At 55.7% G+C, this 21,838-nt stretch carries 18 protein-coding genes; 9 read left to right on the top strand and 9 right to left on the bottom strand.

Annotated features, from left to right (window positions below; genetic code table 11):
• Nucleotides 1–42: 42 nt before the first annotated feature.
• The 3 genes from ACREYP_RS19780 to ACREYP_RS19770 all read right to left on the bottom strand — a co-directional run bounded on the left by ACREYP_RS19780 (nt 43) and on the right by ACREYP_RS19770 (nt 2,837).
• Nucleotides 43–1,008 carry a DMT family transporter gene (locus ACREYP_RS19780; RefSeq protein ID WP_008460419.1) on the bottom strand — a complete coding sequence of 322 codons (966 nt, stop codon included), beginning with the start codon at nt 1,006–1,008 and terminating at the stop codon, nt 43–45.
• A gap of 80 nt (nt 1,009–1,088) precedes the next feature.
• Nucleotides 1,089–1,910, bottom strand: a complete 822-nt coding sequence (locus tag ACREYP_RS19775) for an AraC family transcriptional regulator (RefSeq protein ID WP_008460420.1) — start codon at nt 1,908–1,910, stop codon at nt 1,089–1,091.
• Nucleotides 1,911–1,988: 78 nt separating this feature from the next.
• The gene (locus tag ACREYP_RS19770) at nt 1,989–2,837 is read right to left on the bottom strand and encodes an SDR family oxidoreductase (protein ID WP_336818309.1); all 849 of its coding nucleotides are present in this window, start codon (nt 2,835–2,837) and stop codon (nt 1,989–1,991) included.
• A 92-nt stretch (nt 2,838–2,929) separates the two neighbouring features.
• Here ACREYP_RS19770 and ACREYP_RS19765 point away from each other — a divergent pair, with 92 nt between their 5' ends.
• On the top strand, nt 2,930–3,325 hold the full coding sequence (locus ACREYP_RS19765; protein WP_008460422.1) for a winged helix-turn-helix transcriptional regulator: 396 nt from the start codon (nt 2,930–2,932) through the stop codon (nt 3,323–3,325).
• Between the two features lie 5 nt (nt 3,326–3,330).
• Here ACREYP_RS19765 and ACREYP_RS19760 read toward each other — a convergent pair whose 3' ends face one another.
• Complete coding sequence (locus ACREYP_RS19760) at nt 3,331–5,262, bottom strand: bifunctional 2',3'-cyclic-nucleotide 2'-phosphodiesterase/3'-nucleotidase (protein WP_336818310.1); 1,932 nt, start codon at nt 5,260–5,262, stop codon at nt 3,331–3,333.
• Between the two features lie 201 nt (nt 5,263–5,463).
• Here ACREYP_RS19760 and cysQ point away from each other — a divergent pair, with 201 nt between their 5' ends.
• On the top strand, nt 5,464–6,210 hold the full coding sequence (gene cysQ, locus ACREYP_RS19755) for a 3'(2'),5'-bisphosphate nucleotidase CysQ (RefSeq protein ID WP_008460426.1): 747 nt from the start codon (nt 5,464–5,466) through the stop codon (nt 6,208–6,210).
• Here the strand turns inward: cysQ and ACREYP_RS19750 are convergent.
• The gene (locus ACREYP_RS19750) at nt 6,200–6,757 is read right to left on the bottom strand and encodes a YtfJ family protein (protein WP_008460428.1); all 558 of its coding nucleotides are present in this window, start codon (nt 6,755–6,757) and stop codon (nt 6,200–6,202) included. The two genes, cysQ and ACREYP_RS19750, sit on opposite strands and share 11 nt — an antisense overlap.
• Before the next feature lie 325 nt (nt 6,758–7,082).
• Between ACREYP_RS19750 and ACREYP_RS19745 the strand changes: the two genes are divergently transcribed.
• Nucleotides 7,083–7,289, top strand: a complete 207-nt coding sequence (locus tag ACREYP_RS19745) for a DUF1107 domain-containing protein (RefSeq protein ID WP_008460430.1) — start codon at nt 7,083–7,085, stop codon at nt 7,287–7,289.
• A gap of 221 nt (nt 7,290–7,510) precedes the next feature.
• On the opposite strand, the gene paeA is transcribed toward ACREYP_RS19745, so the two are convergent.
• Nucleotides 7,511–8,848, bottom strand: coding sequence for a polyamine export protein PaeA (gene paeA, locus ACREYP_RS19740; RefSeq protein WP_008460431.1), 1,338 nt, complete (start codon nt 8,846–8,848; stop codon nt 7,511–7,513).
• A 317-nt stretch (nt 8,849–9,165) separates the two neighbouring features.
• Between paeA and ACREYP_RS19735 the strand changes: the two genes are divergently transcribed.
• Both ACREYP_RS19735 and ACREYP_RS19730 read left to right on the top strand, forming a co-directional pair.
• Nucleotides 9,166–10,500, top strand: a complete 1,335-nt coding sequence (locus ACREYP_RS19735; protein WP_008460434.1) for a hypothetical protein — start codon at nt 9,166–9,168, stop codon at nt 10,498–10,500.
• Between the two features lie 249 nt (nt 10,501–10,749).
• Nucleotides 10,750–11,406: a leucine-rich repeat domain-containing protein gene (locus ACREYP_RS19730; RefSeq protein ID WP_008460437.1), complete on the top strand. Its 657-nt coding sequence runs from the start codon at nt 10,750–10,752 to the stop codon at nt 11,404–11,406.
• A 47-nt stretch (nt 11,407–11,453) separates the two neighbouring features.
• Here ACREYP_RS19730 and msrA read toward each other — a convergent pair whose 3' ends face one another.
• Entirely contained in the window at nt 11,454–12,089 is a 636-nt protein-coding gene (msrA, locus tag ACREYP_RS19725) for a peptide-methionine (S)-S-oxide reductase MsrA (RefSeq protein WP_008460438.1), read from the bottom strand.
• 214 nt (nt 12,090–12,303) lie between these two features.
• Between msrA and tamA the strand changes: the two genes are divergently transcribed.
• The 3 genes from tamA to ACREYP_RS19710 are packed head-to-tail and all read left to right on the top strand — an operon-like array spanning nt 12,304 to nt 18,160.
• A complete protein-coding gene (tamA, locus tag ACREYP_RS19720) occupies nt 12,304–14,040 on the top strand; it encodes an autotransporter assembly complex protein TamA (RefSeq protein WP_008460440.1) in 1,737 nt (578 codons plus the stop codon).
• The gene (gene tamB / locus ACREYP_RS19715; protein WP_336818311.1) at nt 14,037–17,813 is read left to right on the top strand and encodes an autotransporter assembly complex protein TamB; all 3,777 of its coding nucleotides are present in this window, start codon (nt 14,037–14,039) and stop codon (nt 17,811–17,813) included. The genes tamA and tamB overlap by 4 nt, the downstream gene beginning before the upstream one ends.
• Nucleotides 17,814–17,815: 2 nt before the next feature.
• Entirely contained in the window at nt 17,816–18,160 is a 345-nt protein-coding gene (locus tag ACREYP_RS19710) for a gamma-glutamylcyclotransferase family protein (RefSeq protein WP_008460443.1), read from the top strand.
• A 119-nt stretch (nt 18,161–18,279) separates the two neighbouring features.
• Here ACREYP_RS19710 and ppa read toward each other — a convergent pair whose 3' ends face one another.
• A complete protein-coding gene (ppa, locus tag ACREYP_RS19705) occupies nt 18,280–18,810 on the bottom strand; it encodes an inorganic diphosphatase (protein ID WP_008460444.1) in 531 nt (176 codons plus the stop codon).
• Between the two features lie 283 nt (nt 18,811–19,093).
• Between ppa and ACREYP_RS19700 the strand changes: the two genes are divergently transcribed.
• Nucleotides 19,094–20,647: a methyl-accepting chemotaxis protein gene (locus tag ACREYP_RS19700; RefSeq protein WP_336818312.1), complete on the top strand. Its 1,554-nt coding sequence runs from the start codon at nt 19,094–19,096 to the stop codon at nt 20,645–20,647.
• Nucleotides 20,648–20,695: 48 nt separating this feature from the next.
• On the opposite strand, the gene fbp is transcribed toward ACREYP_RS19700, so the two are convergent.
• Complete coding sequence (fbp, locus tag ACREYP_RS19695; protein ID WP_008460446.1) at nt 20,696–21,694, bottom strand: class 1 fructose-bisphosphatase; 999 nt, start codon at nt 21,692–21,694, stop codon at nt 20,696–20,698.
• Between the last annotated feature and the right edge of the window lie 144 nt (nt 21,695–21,838).

The raw sequence follows: 21,838 nt of genomic DNA, 5'->3' as shown, positions 1-21,838 counted from the left end.
CCGGGATCTTCTTCTCGCAGGCCGGGCTAAACCCCGGCTTTTTTATGCCTCGGAAACCTGAACCACCGTTGCTTTCTCCGGTTTGGAGCGCACCGCGAGCACCACGCCAATCGTCAGGCACAGCACCCCGCCGAGCGTCAGCAGCGGCGGCCAGCTCTGGCGAATCATAAAGGTGTAAGCCAGGCCGGCTAAGGTCTCAAAGACGATCAGCGGGCCGACAATGACCGTCGGCAGGCGCTGGCAGGCGATGTTCCAGCACAGATTACCCAGCCACGAACAGAGAACGGCAATCGCCAGCATCAGGGTGATAAAGACTTCCGGGCGCGGGCCGAAGGGCAGGGTAAAGCCTGAATCATGACTGCCCATCCAAATGCACACGGCGACATAACCGATAAGCGAGAAGGGCAGCGTGGAAAGCCCCTGAACCGTGGCCCACATCATTGGGTTTTTATCCGGATTTTCCCGAAGCCAGCGGGCATTGCGCAGGGCATACCAGGCCCAACAGGCCACCGAAACAAAGGCCAGCAGAATACCGCTGGCGTAGCGCCACCAGCTGAAATCGGCCTGCTCTCCGCGAAGCTCGGCGGTATTTACCATAATTAACCCGGCGGCAATCACCACCAGCGCCGGGGCAAGGCGTCGCCACGGCAGCTTGCCGTCTCTTTTGCTGTATAGCAGGTTAGCAAAAATGGGGATCACCACCGGCAGCGTGCCGATGATCATCGTCGCGATAGGCGCCCCGGTACGCTGAATGGCGCTTGCCAGGCAGACGTAATAAATCAGGTTCCCGACGCTCGAGAGCTTCAGGGCGGTAAACCAGTCCTGGCGGCTCAGCTCGCGCAGGCGCTTACGCCCAAGCCAGGCAATGGGAATCGCAATCAGCCCAAGGGCCAGATAGCGCCCGGTCGACTGCAGGGCAGCCGGATAGTCCGGGACGATAATTGGCCCTACAAAAATTAATCCCCACATCAGCCCCGCCAGCAGGGCGTACAGCACACCACTTAACATCTTTATTTCCTGCAACAACACAATTTAGCGGCAGTGTAGGGGGATCGTACTGTGGCGTATTGTACCAGGTTGCTGTCTTGTTAGCGGGTGACCTGCTTTTGGTAACGCCCGGGAGTAATGCCATAGCGCTGGGCAAAGGCGCGGGTCAGGTGCGCCTGGTCCGTCAGGCCGCTGGCGGCGGCAACCTGGGCCGCGGGCATGCCGTTAGTGAGGAATTGTTTGGCGTGCCACAGGCGAATCGCCATCAGCATCTGATGCGGGGTGACGTGATAACAGGCTTTGAACTGCCTTTGGAAATGGTAAGGACTAAGGGACACCAGCCCCGCTAAATCTTCAAGGGTGATAGTGTGCATATAGTTGTCGTAAAGGTATTCGCGGACGAGGGCGAAGCGGTTCGCCGCCTCGTGAAGCCCTGGAAGATGGCGGGCATAGGGGCGAAATGCCTCAACAAGATTCAGCAACAGCCCCTGCTGAGTGAGCGTATCCTCGGCCTGCCAAAGGCCCGCAATAAATTGCGAAACCTGGCGGGCGCGGGCGGGATCGTGATTCACGGCGGCGTTAAACCACCAGCTTCTCTCCCCGGTCAGCGACTCCAGCAGGTTAGGATCCAGGTAAATCATGCGGTACTGCCAGCCGTCTTCGCTGGCGGCTTCGCCAGTATGCAGCTCATCCGGGTTCATTAGCACCAGCGAGTCCGTGGGGGCAACCAGTTGCTCGCCCCGGTAGCGGAAGCGCTCTGCACCCCAGGTGATGGCCCCGATGCCGAAGGCTTCGTGGGTGTGTGGCTCAAAGGCGTACTTCGCAATATGGGCGTGATAAAGCTCAACGCCCGGCAACTGCGGCAGATGCCGAAACTGGGCGCTGTCTATCTCATCGCTAAACTGCTCGGGAACTCCCTGCACGCTTTCTCTCCACGCGGATTCTCCCGTTATTATAGAGATGTCCGCGTGCAGGGCTAGTTATTAACCACTTTTTAACAATTAAAGGGCGCTTTTCACGCTGTCGCGTAGCGATGTGGTTGGGCGACCGATCAGTTTGCTGAGCTGGTGGCTGTCGTCAAAAAGACCACCTTTTTCTGCTCCAGCATCTGAATTTGCCAGCAGCGCGGCAAAGCCTTCCGGCAGGCCAGCGCCCTGCAGCGCAGCTTTAAAATCGGCCTCGTTCAGGTTCTGATAAACCACGGGCTTGCCGCTTTGCTGGCTGACTTCCGCCGCCAGTTCGGTCAGCGTCCAGCCGCGATCTCCCGCCAGCTCATAAACTTTGCCTGCCTGGTTATCCAGCGTCATCACTTTAGCAGCCGCTGCCGCGTAATCAGCCCGCGTTGCAGAGGCGATTTTGCCTTCTCCGGCGCTGCCGATAAACACGCCGTGCTGAATCGCAGGCGGTACGCTGGCCAGGTAGTTTTCGGTATACCAGCCGTTACGCAGCAGCACGAATGGAACGCCGGAGGCTTTGAGCTGCTGCTCCGTGACAATGTGTTCTTCGGCGAGGGCCAGTGGCGATTTGTCGGCATGCAGCAGGCTGGTATAGGCGATGAGTTTCACGCCTGCCTGTTTAGCTGCGGCAATAATATTGTTGTGCTGAGCGGCGCGCTGGCCAACCTCGCTGGAGGAGATCAGCAGCACTTTTTCCACGCCCGAGAATGCTTTTACCAGGGCTGACACATCCCCGTAATCTGCCTCGCGAACCTGTACGCCACGGCTGGCAAAATCGTCAACTTTGGCCGGGTTACGCACAACGGCCACGATCTCTTCGGCTTTCACGGTTTTCAACAAATCTTCAATAACAAGGCGGCCCAACTGGCCGGATGCGCCGGTAATCGCAATCATGATCAATCTCCTGAGTGATGTTTCGAACAAGTTGTGCCACACTAGCACCCTAACTAACTTTTAGTAAGTACGTACAAAAAGGTAAGTGTTAAATGAGTGAAATCATCGAAGCGCCCATGACGCTGAGCGAGCAGCTGCGCAACGGCAATCTGTTTAGCGACAAATGCCCCTCGCGGGATGTGCTGAAACACGTGACCAGCCGCTGGGGTGTCTTAATTTTAGTGGCATTACAGGACGGCACTCATCGTTTTAGCGATTTAAGGCGCAAGATGGGCGGCGTGAGCGAGAAAATGCTGGCGCAGACGCTGCAGTGGCTGGAGGCGGACGGTTTTGTGGATCGCAAATCTTACCCGGTTGTACCGCCGCACGTAGAGTATACGCTGACGCCGATGGGCCACGAAATTGCCGAGAAAGTGGCCGCGCTGGCCGACTGGATCGAGGGGAATTTGCCGCAGGTAATGGCGTCCCGGGAGAAACGGGACGCCTGAGGCACTTACTTGCTTAAATCAAGCTGATAGACAGCAAAACCAATGTCGTCGTTAGCGACTTTTTTCATTGGGTATTGGCCTTTTTCTTTGATAAAGGCGGCGGCTTTGTCGGTCGGCGAGGTTTCAAAGCGGATGTCCAGCGGCTGCTTGCTGGCTATAGGCGCCAGACGCCAGTTGTTGTCCGCCGCAGGATGAATTTCGCCCTGAGCACCGATCCAGTTAGCCAGCACCGAGCGGTTCTCATCCGGGGAAGCAAACGCGATGTGGCTGTCGCCGGTGCCGGCAAACTTGCCGCCGTAAGCGCGGTAGTTATTGGTCGCCACCAGGAAGACGGCATTCGGGTCGATAGGTTTACCCTTGAAGGTGAGGTCTTTGATGCGCTCGGCCTTCGGGTTCACCATCTGGCATTCACCGTCGTAGCGAGCCGGCTGGCTGACGTCTATCTGGTAGTTCACGCCGTCGATGACGTCGAAGTTGTAGGTACGGAAGCCGTCCCAGTTGATCAGTTCCTGAGGCTTAGTGCTGTTCACGTCGATCTGGTTGAACTGCCCGGCGGAACACTCCAGCCACTCTTTAACTTCTTTCCCGGTCGCTTTCACCACCACCAGCGTGTTCGGGTAAAGGTAGAGATCGGCGGCGTTGCGGAAGGTCAGCTGGCCTTTTTCAACTTCAACAAAGCTGGCCGGATCGTTTTTACGCCCGCCCACTTTGAACGGCGCGGCGGCGGAAAGCACCGGCAGATTCGCAAGATCCGGGTCGCCCTGAATGTATTTCTCGACGTAGGCCTTCTGCGCGTTATTCACCACCTGAACGGTGGGATCGTCCTGCACCAGCGCCAGATAGCTGTACATGTTGTCAGCCGATTTACCCACCGGCTTGCTGACAAACTCGCGGGTTGCAGTATGATCGTGCTCAAGCACTTTCTTCAGGTTCTGATCTTCTGCCGCCAGCGATTTTTTGGCTACGCTGTCATAAATTGGCCGCGCTTCCGCCTTGCTGCTGGTGACCTTCCAACTGCCAGAATCGTTGTTCAGCACCAGATCCACCACGCCGAGGTGGTCGCCCCACATGCCCGGCATCACGGCAGGCACGCCGTTCAGGGTGCCTTTTTCAATATCGGCCCCTTTAATATTGGCAAAGTCTTTTCCAGGGAATACGGCATGGGCATGGCCGAACATAATGGCGTCCACGCCTGGTACTTGGCTGAGGTAATAAACGGAGTTTTCTGCCATCGCCTGATAAGGCTCGCTGGACAGCCCCGAGTGGGCAATCACGACGACTACATCAGCGCCCTGTTGGCGCATTTCCGGCACGTATTTTTTGGCGGTTTCGGTAATGTCGTTCACCGTCACTTTGCCGCTCAGGTTGGCTTTATCCCAGGTCATGATTTGCGGCGGCACGAAGCCGATGTAGCCGATGCGCAGCGTCTGGGTTTTACCGTCTTTGTCTTTGACTTCGGTTTCTTTAATCAGGTACGGCGTGAACATTGGCTTCTGGGTTTTCACGTCGATGATATTGGCGTTCACGTACGGGAATTTCGCGCCAGCGAGGGCTTTGTGCAGGAAGTCGAGGCCATAGTTGAATTCGTGGTTGCCCAGGTTGCCGACCGTATAGTCGAGCGTATTCAGCGCTTTATAAACCGGATGAATTTCCCCGGCTTTAAGCCCTTTTGCGGCCGCGTAATCACCGAGCGGGCTGCCCTGAATAATATCGCCGTTATCCACCAGCACGCTGTTAATGACTTCACCGCGCGCGGCATTGATCAAACTTGCTGTGCGTACCAGACCGAACTTCTCTGTCGGCGTATCTTTGTAGTAATCGAAGTCCATCATGTTGCTGTGCAGATCGGTCGTTTCCATGATCCGCAGGTCAACGGTGGCCGCATTGACGCTGGCGGCTATCAGCGTCGCCAGAAGCGTTGCGCTAAACTTAATCATGTTTAAATGTCCTTTTTAGAGGTACGCCACAAAGGGCAATGTATATACAGACTGTTGCTTACAATTTTGTGAAGTCTGCCAGAATTTAAGCCCGGTAAACCAGAAATGCTTCACAGATAGCGCATCGTGGTGCAATGAGATATAAGTAAAACAATAAGTTATTCGCTCGATGTAGCGCAGAGACACAACGCGAGGTGGAGAATGTTAGAACAAATTTGCCAGCTGGCCCGCGAGGCCGGGGCCGCTATCATGCAGGTTTATGAGGGAGAGAAACCGCTTCAGGCGACGCATAAGCTTGATGACTCTCCGGTAACGGCGGCGGATCTTGCTGCCCACGACATTATTCTGAAAGGGCTGAAAGCGTTGACGCCGGACATCCCTGTGCTGTCAGAAGAAGATCCCCAGTCGTGGGATACCCGCCAAAGCTGGCAGCGCTACTGGCTGGTCGATCCGCTGGACGGTACAAAAGAGTTTCTTAAGCGTAACGGCGAGTTCACCGTGAATATCGCGCTTATTGAAGGTGGAAAAGCGGTGATGGGCGTTGTCTACGCGCCGGTGCTGAAGATTATGTACAGCGCCGCAGAGGGGAAGGCCTGGAAAGAAGAGTGCGGCGTACGCAATCAGATTCATGTGCGGGATGCCCGCCCACCGCGCGTGGTGGTCAGCCGGTCTCATGCCGCCAACGATAGCGAGCTAAAAGAGTATCTCCAGCAGATGGGTGAGCACCAAACCACGGCCATTGGCTCGTCGCTGAAGTTCTGCCTGGTGGCAGACGGTCAGGCCCAGCTCTATCCTCGCTTTGGGCCAACCAATATCTGGGACACCGCAGCAGGGCACGCCGTGGCGGTCGCTGCCGGGGCGCACGTTCATGACTGGCAGGGTAAGCCGCTGGACTATACCCCGCGCGAGTCGTTCCTGAACCCCGGTTTCCGTGTTTCTATTTACTGAGTAACCCTTGCAGCAGGCTAATCACCTGCTGCACTTCCTGCTGGGTTAACGGGCCATCTTTGGCGAACTGAATTCTGCCTTCTTTATCCAGTACCACGATAGCTGAGCCGCCCTGTTGCAGCTGCCACGCTTTCGCCGCTACGCCGTTGCTATCGACGATAAACTGCGACCACGGAAACTCTTTCTTATTACTTTCGATGCTGCTGCGCACAAACATGCTGGTGCCAACAATTGCGTCGTCGGTGTTCACAATGGTGGTGGTCTGGTACTTATCATGCGGGAATTTTGCCGCTTTGATGGCTTCGACCATGGCCGCATTTTCTTCTTTGGCGCTCGAACGGCCGGCAATATGCTGCAGGACTCTCACTTTCCCAGGCAGCTGCGCGCTATTCCAGTTTTTATAACTAAACTTATTGTTATCCAGCACCAGTTCGCCCTTATCGGTAATGCCAATAGGGGAAACTCGCTGATTATTTTCAAAGTTGTGGGCTGAGGCCATGAGCGGCAGCAGCAGAAGAGACAGCGCCAGCGTTTTGCGCAGGGTCATCGGTGACTCCTTATTGTTGTTAGCAGGTGATCCGACCACTTGGGCCGATGTTTTAAGCATATGTGCTGAATAAGCATCTGTCCCGCAAGCAAAGTGCCAGTTTGCGGGCTGACGCACATAACCCTGAAATTTGAAGGCTTACGCTGCCGTTTTTTACATTTAAAAATATTGTTCTGCAACTTTGTAATCTTTTAGTAAAAAAACTTCTACACACTAGGTGACCTTCGATATCTGGACTATAGTTTTCGAGCACCAAACTTTTTCGCCTCATTTTGTCGGGCCAAATGTAGCTCGCAGAGGCGTTAACATGCAGGAGTAAAGAACAATGAAAATTTTCCAACGTTACAACCCCCTTCAGGTGGCGAAGTACGTGAAGATCCTGTTCCGTGGACGGTTGTATATCAAGGACGTTGGCGCTTTCGAATTTGATAAGGGCAAAATCCTTGTCCCGAAAGTTAAGGATAAGCAGCACTACTCGGTCATGTCAGAGGTCAACCGCCAGGTGATGCGCTTACAGGCGGATATGGGCTAGGCCCAAAAGTTGTAAAAAAAACGGCCCCGAAGGGGCCGTTAGTGTTTATAGACAAAGAGGGAAAAAGCGTGGTTTTTCCCTCTTTGTGGCTATCAGCCGAAAACCAATGCAATGGTTTTCTTGGTTTATGTAGAAACTGCGGCTGACAATACTTCTTTCTGGTTCTGCTGCTCGTTGCCTGAAGCGGCCCCGAAGGGGCCGTTAGTGTTTGTAGAGCTTGCTTACTGCTCCTGAGGCTCTTCGCCATCAGGCAGCTTTGGCGACAGCGCGACAGGCTTATTGTCGATACGCGTTACCAGCAGCTGGTCTATGCGGTAGTTATCAATATCCACCACCTCAAACTTGTAGCCGGAGAACTTCACCGAGTCGGTGCGTTTCGGGATCTTACGCAGCATGAACATCATGAACCCGCCGATGGTTTCGTAGTTACCGGACTGCGGGAACTCATCGATATCCAGCACGCGCATCACGTCGTCAATTGGCGTGCCGCCTTCCACCAGCCATGAGTTTTCATCGCGGGCAACGATTTGCTCCTCCATCCCCTGGCCGACCAGGTCGCCCATCAGCGTCGTCATCACATCGTTCAGGGTAATGATACCCACCACCAGCGCGTATTCGTTCATGATAACCGCGAAGTCTTCCCCGGCGGTTTTAAAGCTTTCCAGCGCTTCGGAGAGCGTCAGGGTGTCCGGCACAATCAGGGCGTTACGCAGATGCACGCCGCTGTTCAGCGCCATGCTTTGGTTGCCCAGCACGCGGTTCAGCAGCTCTTTGGAATCAACATAGCCAACGACGTGGTCGATATCGCCGTTACACACCAGGAACTTGGAATGCGGATGTTCAGCGATGGTGGACTTCAGGCTTTGCTCGTCGGCGTGCAGGTCGAACCAAATCACGTTTTCGCGCGAGGTCATGGAAGACGGCACGGTACGCGATTCCAGCTCAAAGACGTTTTCAATCAGTTCGTGTTCCTGCTTTCGCAGGACGCCTGCCAGCGCACCGGCTTCAAAAACCGCGTAAACGTCGTCAGAAGTAATGTCGTCTTTACGCACCATTGGCAGCTTGAAGATGCGGAAAATAACGTTAGCCAGGCCGTTGAAGAACCACACTAAAGGTCTGAAAACAAACAGACAGAAGCGCATCGGGTTGATAATACGTAAAGCAACCGTTTCGGGAGAAATCATACCGATGCGTTTCGGGGTGAGGTCTGCGAACAGAATGAACAGGCTGGTGACGAGAGTGAATGAGATAATAAAGCTGAGCTGGTCGGCGAGTTCTGGAGCCAGAAAACGCTCCAACAGAATTTTAAACGCCGGTGAGAAAGCCGCATCGCCGACAATACCGCCGAGAATTGCCACGGCGTTAAGGCCAATTTGTACGACGGTAAAGAACATGCCCGGCGTTTCTTGCATCTTTAGCACGCGCTGGGCATTGACGTTGCCTTCATCGGCCAGCAGCTTAAGTTTGATTTTACGAGAGGCGGCAAGCGAGATCTCAGAGATTGAGAAAAAGGCACTAATAGCAATAAGGATAAGTATTATCAAAATACTGTTTAACATAATTTATCTGGCTGTTGTGGCCAGGTCCTCGGAAGGGAAAAGTGGATAAATCTCAGGGGTCAAACACAAGAAATGCTGGCCGCTTTTGTGAACGAGCCAGCAAATTCAAGGGGTAGTATAGCGTAAGGATGGGATGTGCTACCAGAGGCTGTAATTTAACCGGCGGAAAGCCGCGTTTTTATTGAACTGTTTTTTGATTAATGGGATTAACGTTTGGCGCATTGTATAAGCTGCTGTTCTTCTTTTTATCCCCGGAACTTTTCTTCTATTTTTGCCACTCACCTGACCGGTTAGCCCACTATCAGGAGAGCGTTCACATGGTCAATTCCGTTACTTCCGTGCACAGACAGGCGGCGGAGCTTCCTCCCTTACCGGAACACAGCGGCCAGCGACCGGCGTCGATCGCTTCGGGTTCATCTGTGGCCACTTCTGCTGCCGTAAGCGCGCATGAAAGCCTGTATTTCGTGGGTAACAGCGTTTATGGCTCGGCCAATGAAGCCGCGATCCATCACCAGCTTGGCACGCTGTTTGGCAAACATATTAACGGCGATAACCATGCTGAAATGCATGCTCTAATTGAGTCGAGAACCCGTGAATTACACAAAATGGGGGAAACGCCTGCCTCTGTTGAAGCCGTGCTGACTAAAGGGCACCAACTGGACAGGCTAGGGCAAGTTGCGCGAGGTGCTGTGCGAGCTATCCCGTTTGCCGCCGCGTCTGTTGCCTACGATAAAGTTCCGCTGCTGAGCGCTTTTGCCCACACTGCGGCGGAAATTGGCCTCCATGCTGGCCTTCAGTCCAGCATCGCCGACACCATTGGCACCACGCTGCTTAACCGCGCCACGGCAACAAATCCGTGGCTGTCTGCCAAAGACAGCGACCTGCATCCGGTCATGCGTGAAGCGGTAAAAGAGGCAAAAGCGAGCTTGCTGACGACGGTGACAGAAACCGGGTTAGCCATTCAGACCTATTCGGCACGTAACCTGGCGCGCCTGGCGACGGCGGCCACCTTGACGCATTTTGCCGGGGCGAAAGTGGCCGGTGAAGCCGATACGTGGCTGTCCGCAGCGGGCGGCGTGGTGGCGGGTGGTGCGATGAGCGCCATTCTGCATGCGGTGGACGAAAACAAAGGCCGAACCGGGCCCGAGTATTTGCTGGGGCGCAACGACTGGCAGCAGCGGTTCACTGACTTGAAAAATACGCATGTGGTGAGCGATACGCTTAAAAACGCCGCTCAGCGCGTGGCGAAGCTGCCCCTGGACATTGCCACGGATAGCCTGAAAGCGACGGCAAGCGTTCTTTCTGCACCGAGCCTTGGGAAAACGGCGATGCTGGCCGGGGGCTTTGCCGGTGTGATTAGCCTGCGTAGCGCGATTGGCGCAGCTGTCGCCCACGCCTTCCCCAGAGTGAATGCCGCTTCGCTGAGCGCCATCAGCCATTCGACCAACGTCGTGGCCTCTGCCCCGGTGTTCTTCGCCGTACCTGCGGCTGAGATCCTCGCTGACGCCGTGGCGGACAAAATGACACAAACTCTGCAGGAAAAGGTCCCGGCTGCCGTGAACTCGGCGGCAGGCTGGATCGGGCATCAGCTGCAGGCGGCCTTAAATCGCCAGCCAGCAACTTCCCTTAATGCCGCAGAGCAGCAGGTGTAAAGGAACCGATGGGGGAGTTACGTCCACACACAGGCAGTCTATTTTCGGAGCCTGATTATGCATATTAATTCTACGGCAGCGCGACCTTCAGGTCTGCCACCATTCTCCACCACATCCTCAACGGCAGCGGTGAAGGCCGCTTCCTCTGGCCTGCACGCGAGTGATTTACACGGCGATCTCAAGAATTGGACCGCTGCGGCTCCTACAGCGGAAGAAGGCAAAGCCAGAGCGGCGGCGTGTAGCGAAATAATGAATAACTTTCAGTGCCGTGGGGAAACATTAGATCTGAGCGAGCGAGGTCTGACGGCGCTACCTGACTCCCTGGGCGCGCTGACGCACCTTAAACATTTGAATTTGTCCGGCAACCCGCTGCAGACCTTTCCGGCCAAAGCGCTTTTACAGTTGGGCTCCCTGCAAACGCTGCAACTGGCGATGAATCAGCACAACCAGGGCGTACCGTTTCGTCGCTCGCATGAACGTTTTGCGGATGAAGGTTACAAACTGCAGTTTTTTGCCCAGGGCAATAACCGCGCGCAGGTAATTCATCAGCCTCCCCGGCAGAAAACGGCCTTATTCACCACCGACCTGGCACCTTGTCTGGCGGCGATGATTGTTCAGGATGGGAAAAGCCTGGCGCTGCATATGGATAATCCGCAGCGCAGTGGCTCAGGTGGGATCCCTCTGGAGGATATGCTGTCCCGGCATTTGCATCCGTCGGCGCGCAAAACCGAGGTGTTCCTGGTCGGGGCTAACGATCAGGGATCGGCGGGTAACGTGCGGGCGATGCTGGCGGCGCTGAATAAGCATGGCGTGGCAAATAACATCAGCATGGCCAGCCTCGGGAATGGGCATACTTCCGCTACGCTGGATGTGAATAATCAAAAGGCCTGGGTTGGCTTTGGCTAACGACGTTAAAGAAAAAGCCAGTCGGTTGACTGGCTGTATCGCGAAGCTTACTGAGGCGGCAGACAAACGCCGATGCCGCCAATGCCGCAGTAGCCGTGCGGATTCTTGTACAGATATTGCTGGTGGTCGTCTTCCGCGTAGTAGAACGGACCTGCGTTGGCGATTTCAGTGGTGACCTGGCGTTTATCGCCGGCGGCATTCATCGCGGCCTGGAAACGTTCAAGGCTGGCGTGGGCGGCTTTGTCCTGTTCCGGCGTGAGCGGGTATATGGCCGAACGGTACTGGGTGCCGACGTCCCCGCCCTGGCGCATCCCCTGAGCCGGGTCGTGGTTTTCCCAGAACACCTGTAAAAGCTGCTCGTAGCTCACGACTTTCGGATCATAAACCACGCGCACCGCTTCAGCATGGCCGGTCTGGCCGCTGCAAACTTCGCGATAGGTTGGGTTGGGCGTGTAGCCGCCGCTGTAGCCGGCCGCCGTACTGTAGACGCCAGGAATCTCCCAATACAGGCGCTCTACGCCCCAAAAACATCCCATCGCAAACAGCGCGATTTCCATCCCGTCTGGTACATTTGTCATCGAGTGTTCGTTAACCGCGTGAAGCGTGGCGACCGGCATCGGCGTGTTGCGGCCCGGCAGGGCATCGGCCTGCGTCACATTGTGAGTTTTGTCGAAGAATGACATGGTGTTGGATCTCCCGAAAATCGGCAAAAAAGCGAGCGGTTGTCATCAGACCTGCAATTGCAGACAATACATCCGAGTTACAGACTACATTACATATAAGAAAGATTTAGGCTAGTGAGTTATTTTCAACCCTCGATGTTAGGGTTTTGTTAATCCGCGGAGCGGGAATGACGTTTCCTTCCAGGGGTGGGAACAAGGATATTCAGGAGAAAACGTGCCAGTAATCCGTACTTTATGTATTACAAGCCTGTGTGTGGCGAGCGCATGGGCAAACGCCGCGAGCGTGCGTTTGCAGGTTGAGGGACTCAGCGGCGAACTGCAAAAAAACGTCCGCGCTCAGCTTTCAACCATCCAAAGCGATGAAGTGACGCCGGATCGTCGCTTCCAGGCACGCGTCGACGACGCCATTCGCGCAGGGCTAAAGGCGTTGGGCTACTACGAGCCCACCATCAATTTCACGCTTAAACCACCGCCGCAGAACGGGGGGCGTCAGGTTTTGCTGGCACAAGTTGACGCCGGGCAGCCCGTGTTAATCGGCGGCACTGATGTGATTTTGCGCGGCGGTGCGCGGACGGATAAAGACTATCTGGCATTGCTGCCCAAGCGGCCAAAAATAGGTACCGTGCTCGATCACGCTGACTACGATAACTTCAAAAAAAGCCTCTCCAGTATCGCGCTGCGTAAGGGCTACTTCGACAGCGATTTCCGTAAGAGCCAGCTAGGTGTATCTCTCGAAAGGCATCAGGCATTCTGGGATATCGACTACGACAGCGGCGAGCGCTATCGCTTTGGGGCGGTGACCTTTCAGGGCTCCCAGATTCGCGAAGAGTATTTGCAAAATCTTGTGCCTTTCAAGCAAGGGGACTATTACCAGTCGAGCGATCTGGCCGAGCTTAACCGCCGCCTGTCCGCCACCGGCTGGTTTAACTCCGTAGTGGTGGCGCCCGAATTTGACAAATCACGCCAGACTAAAGTGCTGCCATTGCAGGGCGTGGTGACGCCGCGCACTGAAAACACAATTGAAACCGGGGTGGGTTACTCCACGGACGTAGGGCCGCGCGTGAAAGCCAGCTGGAAAAAACCGTGGATGAACTCCTACGGCCACAGCCTGACAACCAGCACCAGCCTTTCCGGGCCGGAGCAAACGCTCGATTTCAGCTACAAAGTTCCGCTGTTAAAAAGCCCGCTGGAGCAGTACTACCTGGTCCAGGGCGGTTTTAAGCGAACCGATCTCAACGACACAAAATCGGACTCCACCACCGTAGCGCTGTCCCGTTACTGGGATATGTCCAGCGGCTGGCAACGCGCCGTTAACCTGCGCTGGAGCCTCGACCACTTTACGCAGGCAGATGTCACCAACACGACCATGCTGCTTTACCCCGGCGTCAGCCTGAACCGTACCCGCTCACGTGGGGGCCTGATGCCTACGTGGGGTGACTCACAGCGTTACTCGATCGATGTCTCTAATACGGCCTGGGGTTCCGGCGTCGATTTCGGCGTGTTCCAGGCACAAAACGTTTGGATACGTTCGCTGTATGAAAAACATCGCTTTGTCGTGCGCGGCAACGTGGGGTGGATCGAAACCAACGACTTCAAAAAAGTGCCGCCTGATCTGCGTTTCTTCGCCGGGGGCGACCGCAGTATTCGTGGCTATAAATACAAATCGATATCGCCAGAAGATAGCAACGGCAAGTTAACGGGGGCCTCCAAGCTGGCAACCGGCTCGCTGGAGTACCAGTACAACGTGACCGGCAAATGGTGGGGCGCGGCGTTCGTTGACTCCGGTGAAGCGGTGAATGACATCAAACGCAGCAACTTCAAAACCGGCGCGGGCGTTGGCGTGCGCTGGCAGTCCCCGGTTGGGCCTATCAAGCTCGACTTCGCCGTACCGGTGGGTGACAAGGAAGAGCACGGTTTACAGTTTTACATCGGTTTGGGGCCTGAACTATGAGTCGCTGGAAGAAAATAAGCCTCGCGGTGCTGGCTGTGATTGTGCTGCTGATCGCAGCAGTCGGTTTCCTGGTGGGGACTACGCCAGGCCTGCATTTGCTGTTTAAAGGCGCTAATCGCTGGGTACCGGGGCTGAATATCGCTCAGGTTGACGGCGGCTGGCGTAATCTGACGTTAAAGAACCTGCGTTATGAACAGCCCGGGGTCGCGGTGCGTGCGGGCGAGGTTCACCTTGCGGTGAAGCTAAACTGCCTGTGGCACAGCAGCCTGTGCGTAAATGATTTCTCGCTGAAAGATGTGGATGTTGCGGTCGACACGAAAAAAATGCCGCCGTCTGCCCCGGTGCAGGAAGAGGACAGCGGCCCGCTGAACCTCTCCACGCCGTACCCGATTACCCTGAGCCGCGTGGCGTTGAATAACGTTAACGTGAAAATCGACGACACCACCGTCTCGGTGATGAACTTCACCAGCGGCCTGACCTGGGAGCAGCGCAACCTGACGCTGACCCCGACATCGCTTGAAGGCTTGCTGATTGCGTTGCCGAAGGCCGCGCAGGTGGCAAAAGAAGAGATTGTTGAGCCGAAAATTCAACACCCTCAGCCGGAGGAAGCGCCGCTCGGGGAAACGCTGAAGCAACTGTTTGAGAAGCCGCTGCTGCCGGAAATGACGGATGTGAATTTGCCGGTAAATCTGAATATTCAGGAGTTTCGCGGCGCACGCCTGCGACTGACCGGCGATACGGATTTGCTGGTCAACTCGCTGCTGCTGAAAGTGAGCAGCATCGACGGCAATCTCAAGCTGGATGCGTTGGATGTGGACTCCTCTCAGGGGCTGGTGAACGCCACCGGCAGCGCGCAGCTACGCGACAACTGGCCGGTTGACTTAACGCTCAACAGCACGCTGAACATCGACCCGCTGAAAGGCGAAAAGGTGAAGATGACCGTGGGCGGCGCCCTGCGCGACGAGCTCAAAGTGGGCGTCAACCTTTCAGGGCCGGTGGGGATGCAGTTGAATGCCAAAACCCGACTTGCCGAAGCCGGGCTGCCGCTCAACGTTGAACTGGACAGCAAGCAGCTTGCCTGGCCGCTGACCGGCGAGAAGCAGTACCAGGCCGACGATCTTAAACTGCGTCTGACCGGTAAAATGACCGACTACAAGCTGGCCTTTAGTACCGCCGTGAAGGGCGATCAGGTTCCACCTGCCACCATCACGCTGGACGGCAAAGGCAACGAACAGCAGTTTAGCCTCGATAAGCTGCGCGTGGCTGCGCTACAGGGGAATACGGATCTGAAAGCGCTGGTGGACTGGAGCAAAGCCATCAGCTGGCAGGGGGAGTTAACGCTGGCCGGCATCAACACGGCGAAGCAGTTCCCGGACTGGCCCGCGAAGCTGGACGGTAAGATCAAAACCCGGGGCAGCCTGTATGGCGGCAGCTGGCAGCTGGATATTCCCGAGCTGAAGCTTGCCGGCAATGTGAAGCAGAATAAGGTCAATGTGGAAGGCACTCTGCAGGGTAACAGCTACATGCAGTGGAAGGTGCCGGGCCTGCATGTGGCGCTGGGCCGCAATACGGTGGACGTGAAAGGCGAACTGGGCGAAAAAGATCTCAACCTGGACGCGAATATCAATGCCCCAAATCTGGATAACGCCTTGCCTGGTTTAGGCGGAACGGCGAAAGGGATCGTGAAGGTTCGCGGCGACGTGAAAGCGCCACAATTGCTGGCTGACCTGACCGCTAACGGCCTGCGCTGGCAGGAGTTGACGATTGCCCGTGTTCTGCTGAAAGGCGATGTAAAATCGAGCGACCAAATTGCCGGGAACCTCAACCTGCGCGTAGAACGTGTTGCTCAGCCGGGCGTGAAGGTTGATCTGGTCACGCTGGACGCGAAAGGTGATGAGAAGCAGCACCAGCTTCAACTGCGCGTTCAGGGAGAGCCTGTTTCCGGGCGCCTCAACCTGAGCGGCAGCTTCGACCGTAACGAAGAGCGCTGGCGCGGCAAGTTAACGGATACCCGTTTTGATACGCCGGTAGGGCCGTGGGCGCTCAACCGCGAGCTGACGCTGGACTTCCGCAATAAAGAACAGAAAATCGCCATTGGCCCGCACTGTTGGGTTAACCCGAATGCCGAACTGTGTGTGCCGCAAACTATCGACGCCGGGGCGAAGGGGCGGGCGCTGGTAAACCTCAACCGCTTCGATCTTGCCATGCTTAAACCAGTGATGCCGGCGGATACTCAGGCCAGCGGCGTGTTTACCGGTAAGGCCGACGTGAGCTGGGACAGCGAAGCTGGTGGCCTGCCGCAGGGCCAGGTGACGCTCAGCGGGCGCGGCGTGAAAGTGGCGCAGGTCGTGAACGGCAATACCTTGCCTGTTGCCTTCGACACGCTAAACCTCAGCGCCGAACTGAAGAATAACCGCGCCCAGCTTGGCTGGCTGGTGAAGGTGGCGAATAACGGGCAGTTCGACGGCCAGGTTCAAATCACCGACCCACAGGGGCGGCGTAACCTTGGCGGCAACGTCAATATTCGCAACTTCTCCCTGGCGATTGCCAACGCCATCTTCTCGAAAGGCGAAAAGGCGGACGGTACGCTGAACGCGAACTTACGCCTCGGCGGCAACCTTGAGCGGCCGCAGATGTTCGGACAAATGCAGCTTAATGGCGTCGATGTCGAAGGCAACTTTATGCCGTTCGAGATGCAGCCTAGCCAGATTGCCATGAACTTTAACGGGATGAACTCCACGCTGCAGGGCGTGGTGCGCACGAAGCAGGGGCAGATTGTGTTAAGCGGTGACGCCGACTGGACGCAAATCGACAACTGGCGGGCGCGCATAGCCGCGAAGGGCAGCAAAGTGCGCATTACCGTGCCGCCGATGGTGCGCCTGGACGTTTCCCCGGATATTGAATTTGTGGCCACGCCAAGCCTGTTTACCCTCAACGGTAACGTTGATGTGCCGTGGGCGCGAATCGTGGTGCATGATGTACCGGACAGCGCCGTGGGCGTCTCCAGCGATGAAGTGATGCTGGATAAAGATCTGAAGCCAATTAACCCTAAATCTGCCGGGATCCCGATCAACAGCAATCTGACGATTCACGTCGGCAACAACGTGCGGCTGGACGCTTTCGGCCTGAAAGCACGTCTGACCGGCGACCTGAAAATGGTGCAGGACAAGCAGGGACTCGGCCTCAACGGCCAGATCAACATTCCTCAGGGCCGATTCCATGCTTACGGGCAGGATCTTATCGTCCGCAAAGGCGAGCTGCTGTTCTCCGGCCCGCCGGACAACCCGTACCTGAATATTGAAGCCATCCGTAACCCGGACTCGACCGAAAACAGCGTGACGGCTGGCGTGCGTGTGACCGGCCCGGCAGATGAACCAAAAGCTGAAATATTCTCGGATCCAGCGATGTCCCAGCAGGAAGCCTTGTCCTACCTGCTTCGCGGCCAGGGCTTAGACACTTCCGGCAACGACGGCGACGCGATGACATCGATGCTTGTGGGTCTGGGGGTTGCACAAAGTGGTCAGGTTGTGGGTAAAATCGGCGAGACGTTTGGCGTAAGCAATCTGGCGCTCGACACCGCGGGGGTGGGTGATTCCTCTCAGGTGGTGGTTAGCGGCTATGTACTGCCGGGTCTACAGGTTAAATATGGCGTAGGTATTTTTGACTCTCTGGCGACGTTAACGTTACGTTATCGTCTGATGCCTAAGCTGTATCTGGAAGCGGTGTCTGGCGTAGATCAGGCACTAGATCTGCTCTATCAGTTTGAGTTTTAGCAATGCGAATATTTGTTTACGGCAGTTTACGACGCAAACAAGGCAACAGCCACTGGATGACCAACGCCCAGTGGCTGGGCGACCACACGCAGGAAAACTACGTGTTGTATAGCCTTGGGCATTATCCAGGCGCCGTGCCGGGTGATGGCGTGGTCTCCGGCGAAGTTTACCGGATAGACGCCTCTACGCTTTCTGAGCTGGACGCGCTGCGCACCAAAGGGGGAGAGTACAGCCGTCAGCTGATTCAGACCCCTTACGGCGGCGCATGGATGTATGTCTATCAGCGTCCTGTCGAGGGGTTAACCCGTATCGACAGCGGGAACTGGCTGGATCGAGAAAAGTATTAATCACACCTAAGCGGCCACGCCAACACGTGGCCGTTTTTTTGCCTGTCTGCCTGATGAGGTGGGAGGCAGAAACAAAAACACCGCCCTTGGGCGGTGTTTTTTCTTTCTGGCGGGCTAACTTACTTCTTAGCTGCGCGTTCGAAAGAAGCGATGATTTCAGCTTTAGCAGCTTCGGCGTTATCCCAGCCGTCAACTTTCACCCATTTGCCTTTCTCGAGATCTTTGTAGTGCTCGAAGAAGTGAGTGATCTGCGCTTTCAGCAGTTCTGGCAGGTCGTTCACATCTTTAATGTGATCGTACTCTTTGCTCAGTTTGGTGTGCGGAACCGCAACCAGTTTTGCATCTTCGCCAGACTCGTCGGTCATTTTCAGAACGCCAACTGGACGGCAACGGATCACGCTACCTGGCTCCAGCGGGTATGGAGTTGGGACCAGCACGTCAACCGGGTCACCGTCCAGAGACAGGGTGTGGTTGATGTAACCGTAGTTGCACGGATAGAACATCGCGGTAGACATGAAACGGTCAACAAACAGCGCGCCGCTCTCTTTGTCTACTTCGTATTTGATTGGATCGGCGTTAGCAGGGATTTCGATAACAACGTAGATGTCTTCCGGCAGATCTTTACCCGCAGGGACGTTGAGTAAGCTCATGTCTGTTTCCTTTAACCTGGTGTATTTCAAGTGCCCGATATTATAGCCAACTGCGGTTAAATGTCTTTTGCTGTTTTTTGACCGCGAACCCCCCGAGGGGGCAAATGCCCCGCTTCAGGCTACTCAAATCTTGAGTCATTTCATTGTCATAATTGAGCTAAACATCATGGCAACAAGCACTTAACGAACGTAAATCACGCAAATTGATTAAACAATTTCCGAAAATTGCCGATAACACGCTCACTACTTTATTCATGAGCCATCGTTAAACCGGGAATTAAGCATGTTGAGAAATTTGTCGATTCGCACGGGGCTGCTGACGCTGTTAGCGGTTATGACGTTCTTGCTGTTGGTTGTAAGCGGCATCGGCATTTATGCCCTGCAGCAAAGTTCCACTTCTCTTGAGCGCATCAACCGCCTGCAGGGTGAGCAAATGGTGCGCATTAGCGATGGCTATATTCTGCTGCTTCGCGCCAGAAACGGGGCAAGCCAGGCGGTACGCCAGATGGAAATTGGCATGCTGGACGACGCGACAAAAGCCACGCAGAAGATCGTGGGTGAAGTTGGGCTGGCGCAGAAAAACCTGAAGTCCGTCATCGACAGCGGCGTGAATGACGACCAGGGTAACGCCCTGCTTACCGGCCTGGCGCAAAGCTTTGGCGCCTATCAGGCACAAGGTATTACGCCGATGCTGGCCGCGCTGCAAAAGCAAAGCCCGGACGACTATTACGACCTGCTGGAAAAAAGCCTGATCCCGCTGGGACAGAAGTTTGATAATGACGTGCAGGCTTTCCAGAGCTGGGGCGAAACGCGCGGAAACAGTGAAGTGGCTGCCGTTCAGCTGCACAAGACCCTTGTTCTGGGCTTTATTATTTTTGCCGCACTGCTGACCGCCGCGATTATTGTGCTGGTCTGGCTGGCGCTGCGTCACCTGCTGTTGAAGCCGCTGGATGAGGCGATTCACCAACTGGAGTTTGTGGCCGATGGCGACCTGACCCAACCGCTTCCGCAAACGGGCAACAATGAATTTGGCCGTCTTGCCAGCGCGATTGTGGCGATGAGAACCTCGCTGGTGGAGTCGGTCAGCCGCGTGCGGGATGCCTCTTCCCAGATTGATACCGGCAGCCGTGAACTGGCGGCCGGCAACCTCAATCTTTCCCAGCGTACGGAGTCCACGGCGACCTCGTTGGAAGAAACGGCGGCCAGCATGGAGCAAATTACCGCGACGGTGAAGCAAAACGCCGATAACGCCGAGCAGGCGCACAAGCTGGCGAAAGTCGTCTCCGATACCGCCGACCGCGGCAGCGAAATGGTGTGCTACGTCATTGAGAAAATGCGCGATATTTCCGGTAGCGCGGGGCGTATCGCCGACATCCTGAGCGTTATCGACGGCATCGCTTTCCAGACCAATATTCTGGCCCTTAACGCTTCGGTGGAAGCTGCCCGCGCGGGTGAGCAAGGCCGTGGTTTTGCCGTGGTCGCCGGTGAAGTTCGTACCCTGGCAAGCCGCAGCGCCGAGGCAGCAAAAGAGATCCGCGCATTGATTTCCGATTCGCAAACGCACGTGGGTGAGGGCAGCGAGCTGGCGCAGCAGGCCGGGGAAACCATGGACGAAATCGCCGAAGAAATTATGCGCATGACCAAACTGGTTCGCGAAATTGCCAACGCGTCTAACGAGCAAAGCCACGGTATTGAGCAGGTGAATATTGCGGTCAGCCAGATGGATGAAGCGGCACAGCAGAACGCGGCTTTAGTTGAGCAGTCCACTGCGGCAACGCATTCGCTTGAAGAGCAGTCGCAGCAGCTGGTCGCCGCGATGGCTTCGTTCCGTTATTGATTGAGTCACGCCTCTCCCTGGAAGGAGAGGCGCATTGTGCAGGGGAAATCAGGCGTCCGGGTATTCGCGAATAAAACGCTCTACGTCATCGACCATGTGTTTTGTGCCGACGAAGAACGGGCGGCGTTGGTGCAGCGTGGTTGGGATGATATCCAGAATTCTCTCTTTCCCGTCGCTGGCTTTCCCGCCGGCCTGTTCCGCGAGGAATGCCATTGGGTTGCCCTCATACAGCAAACGCAGCTTGCCTTCCGGGTGGCTGGCGGTGCTTGGGTAAAGATAAATCCCGCCTTTCAGCAGGTTGCGGTGGAAGTCCGCCACCAGTGAACCGATGTAGCGCGAGGTGTACGGGCGCTTGCTGGCGGCATCTTCTTCCTGGCAGAACTTGATGTACTTCTTCACGCCGGTCGGGAATTTAATGTAGTTGCCTTCGTTAATGGAGTAGGTGTTGCCTCTTTCCGGGAAGCGCATACGTTCCTGACTCAGGCAGAACACGCCGAGAGAAGGATCGTAGGTGAAGGCGTGTACGCCGCAGCCGGTGGTGTAAACCAGCATCGTTGATGAGCCGTAAACCACGTAGCCGGCGGCAACCTGTTGGTTACCCGGCTGGAGGAAATCCTCCTCGGTGACCGGCGTGCCGACTGGCGTAATGCGGCGGTAAATAGAGAAAATGGTGCCAACGGACACGTTGACATCGATGTTAGAAGATCCGTCAAGCGGGTCCATCAGCACGACATATTTTGCCTGCTCGGCACCTTCAAAGACCACGATCTCGTCTTCTTCTTCGGAGGCGATACCGGCCACAATACCGCGCGCTTTTAACGCTGCCTTCAGTTTTTCATTCGCGAACAGGTCGAGTTTTTGCTGCTCTTCGCCCTGCACGTTTTCGGCACCGCTCGCCCCCAGGATATCGACCAGACCGGCCTTATTGATATCGCGGTGGATGATTTTAGCGCCCAGCTTTATTGCCGACAGTAAAGCCGTGAGCTCACCGGTAGCATGGGAAAACTCATGCTGCTTTTCGACAATAAATTCACCTAACGTTTTCATAACACTTTCCCTGCATCATTATGTTGGATAAAGCGATCGCAACAATCTTAACAAATTTTCAAATTGTCGCGCACAGGTGAATCGCGCCAGCAAGATAAGGAATATCCTGAAATGCGTTTCGCCTCCGCAGCCATGCGGTTAGAA

This window comes from Enterobacter sp. TMH.L2, from assembly GCF_050847315.1.
Lineage (GTDB): Bacteria > Pseudomonadota > Gammaproteobacteria > Enterobacterales > Enterobacteriaceae > Cedecea.
This window is presented reverse-complemented; position numbering and strand designations above follow the sequence as displayed.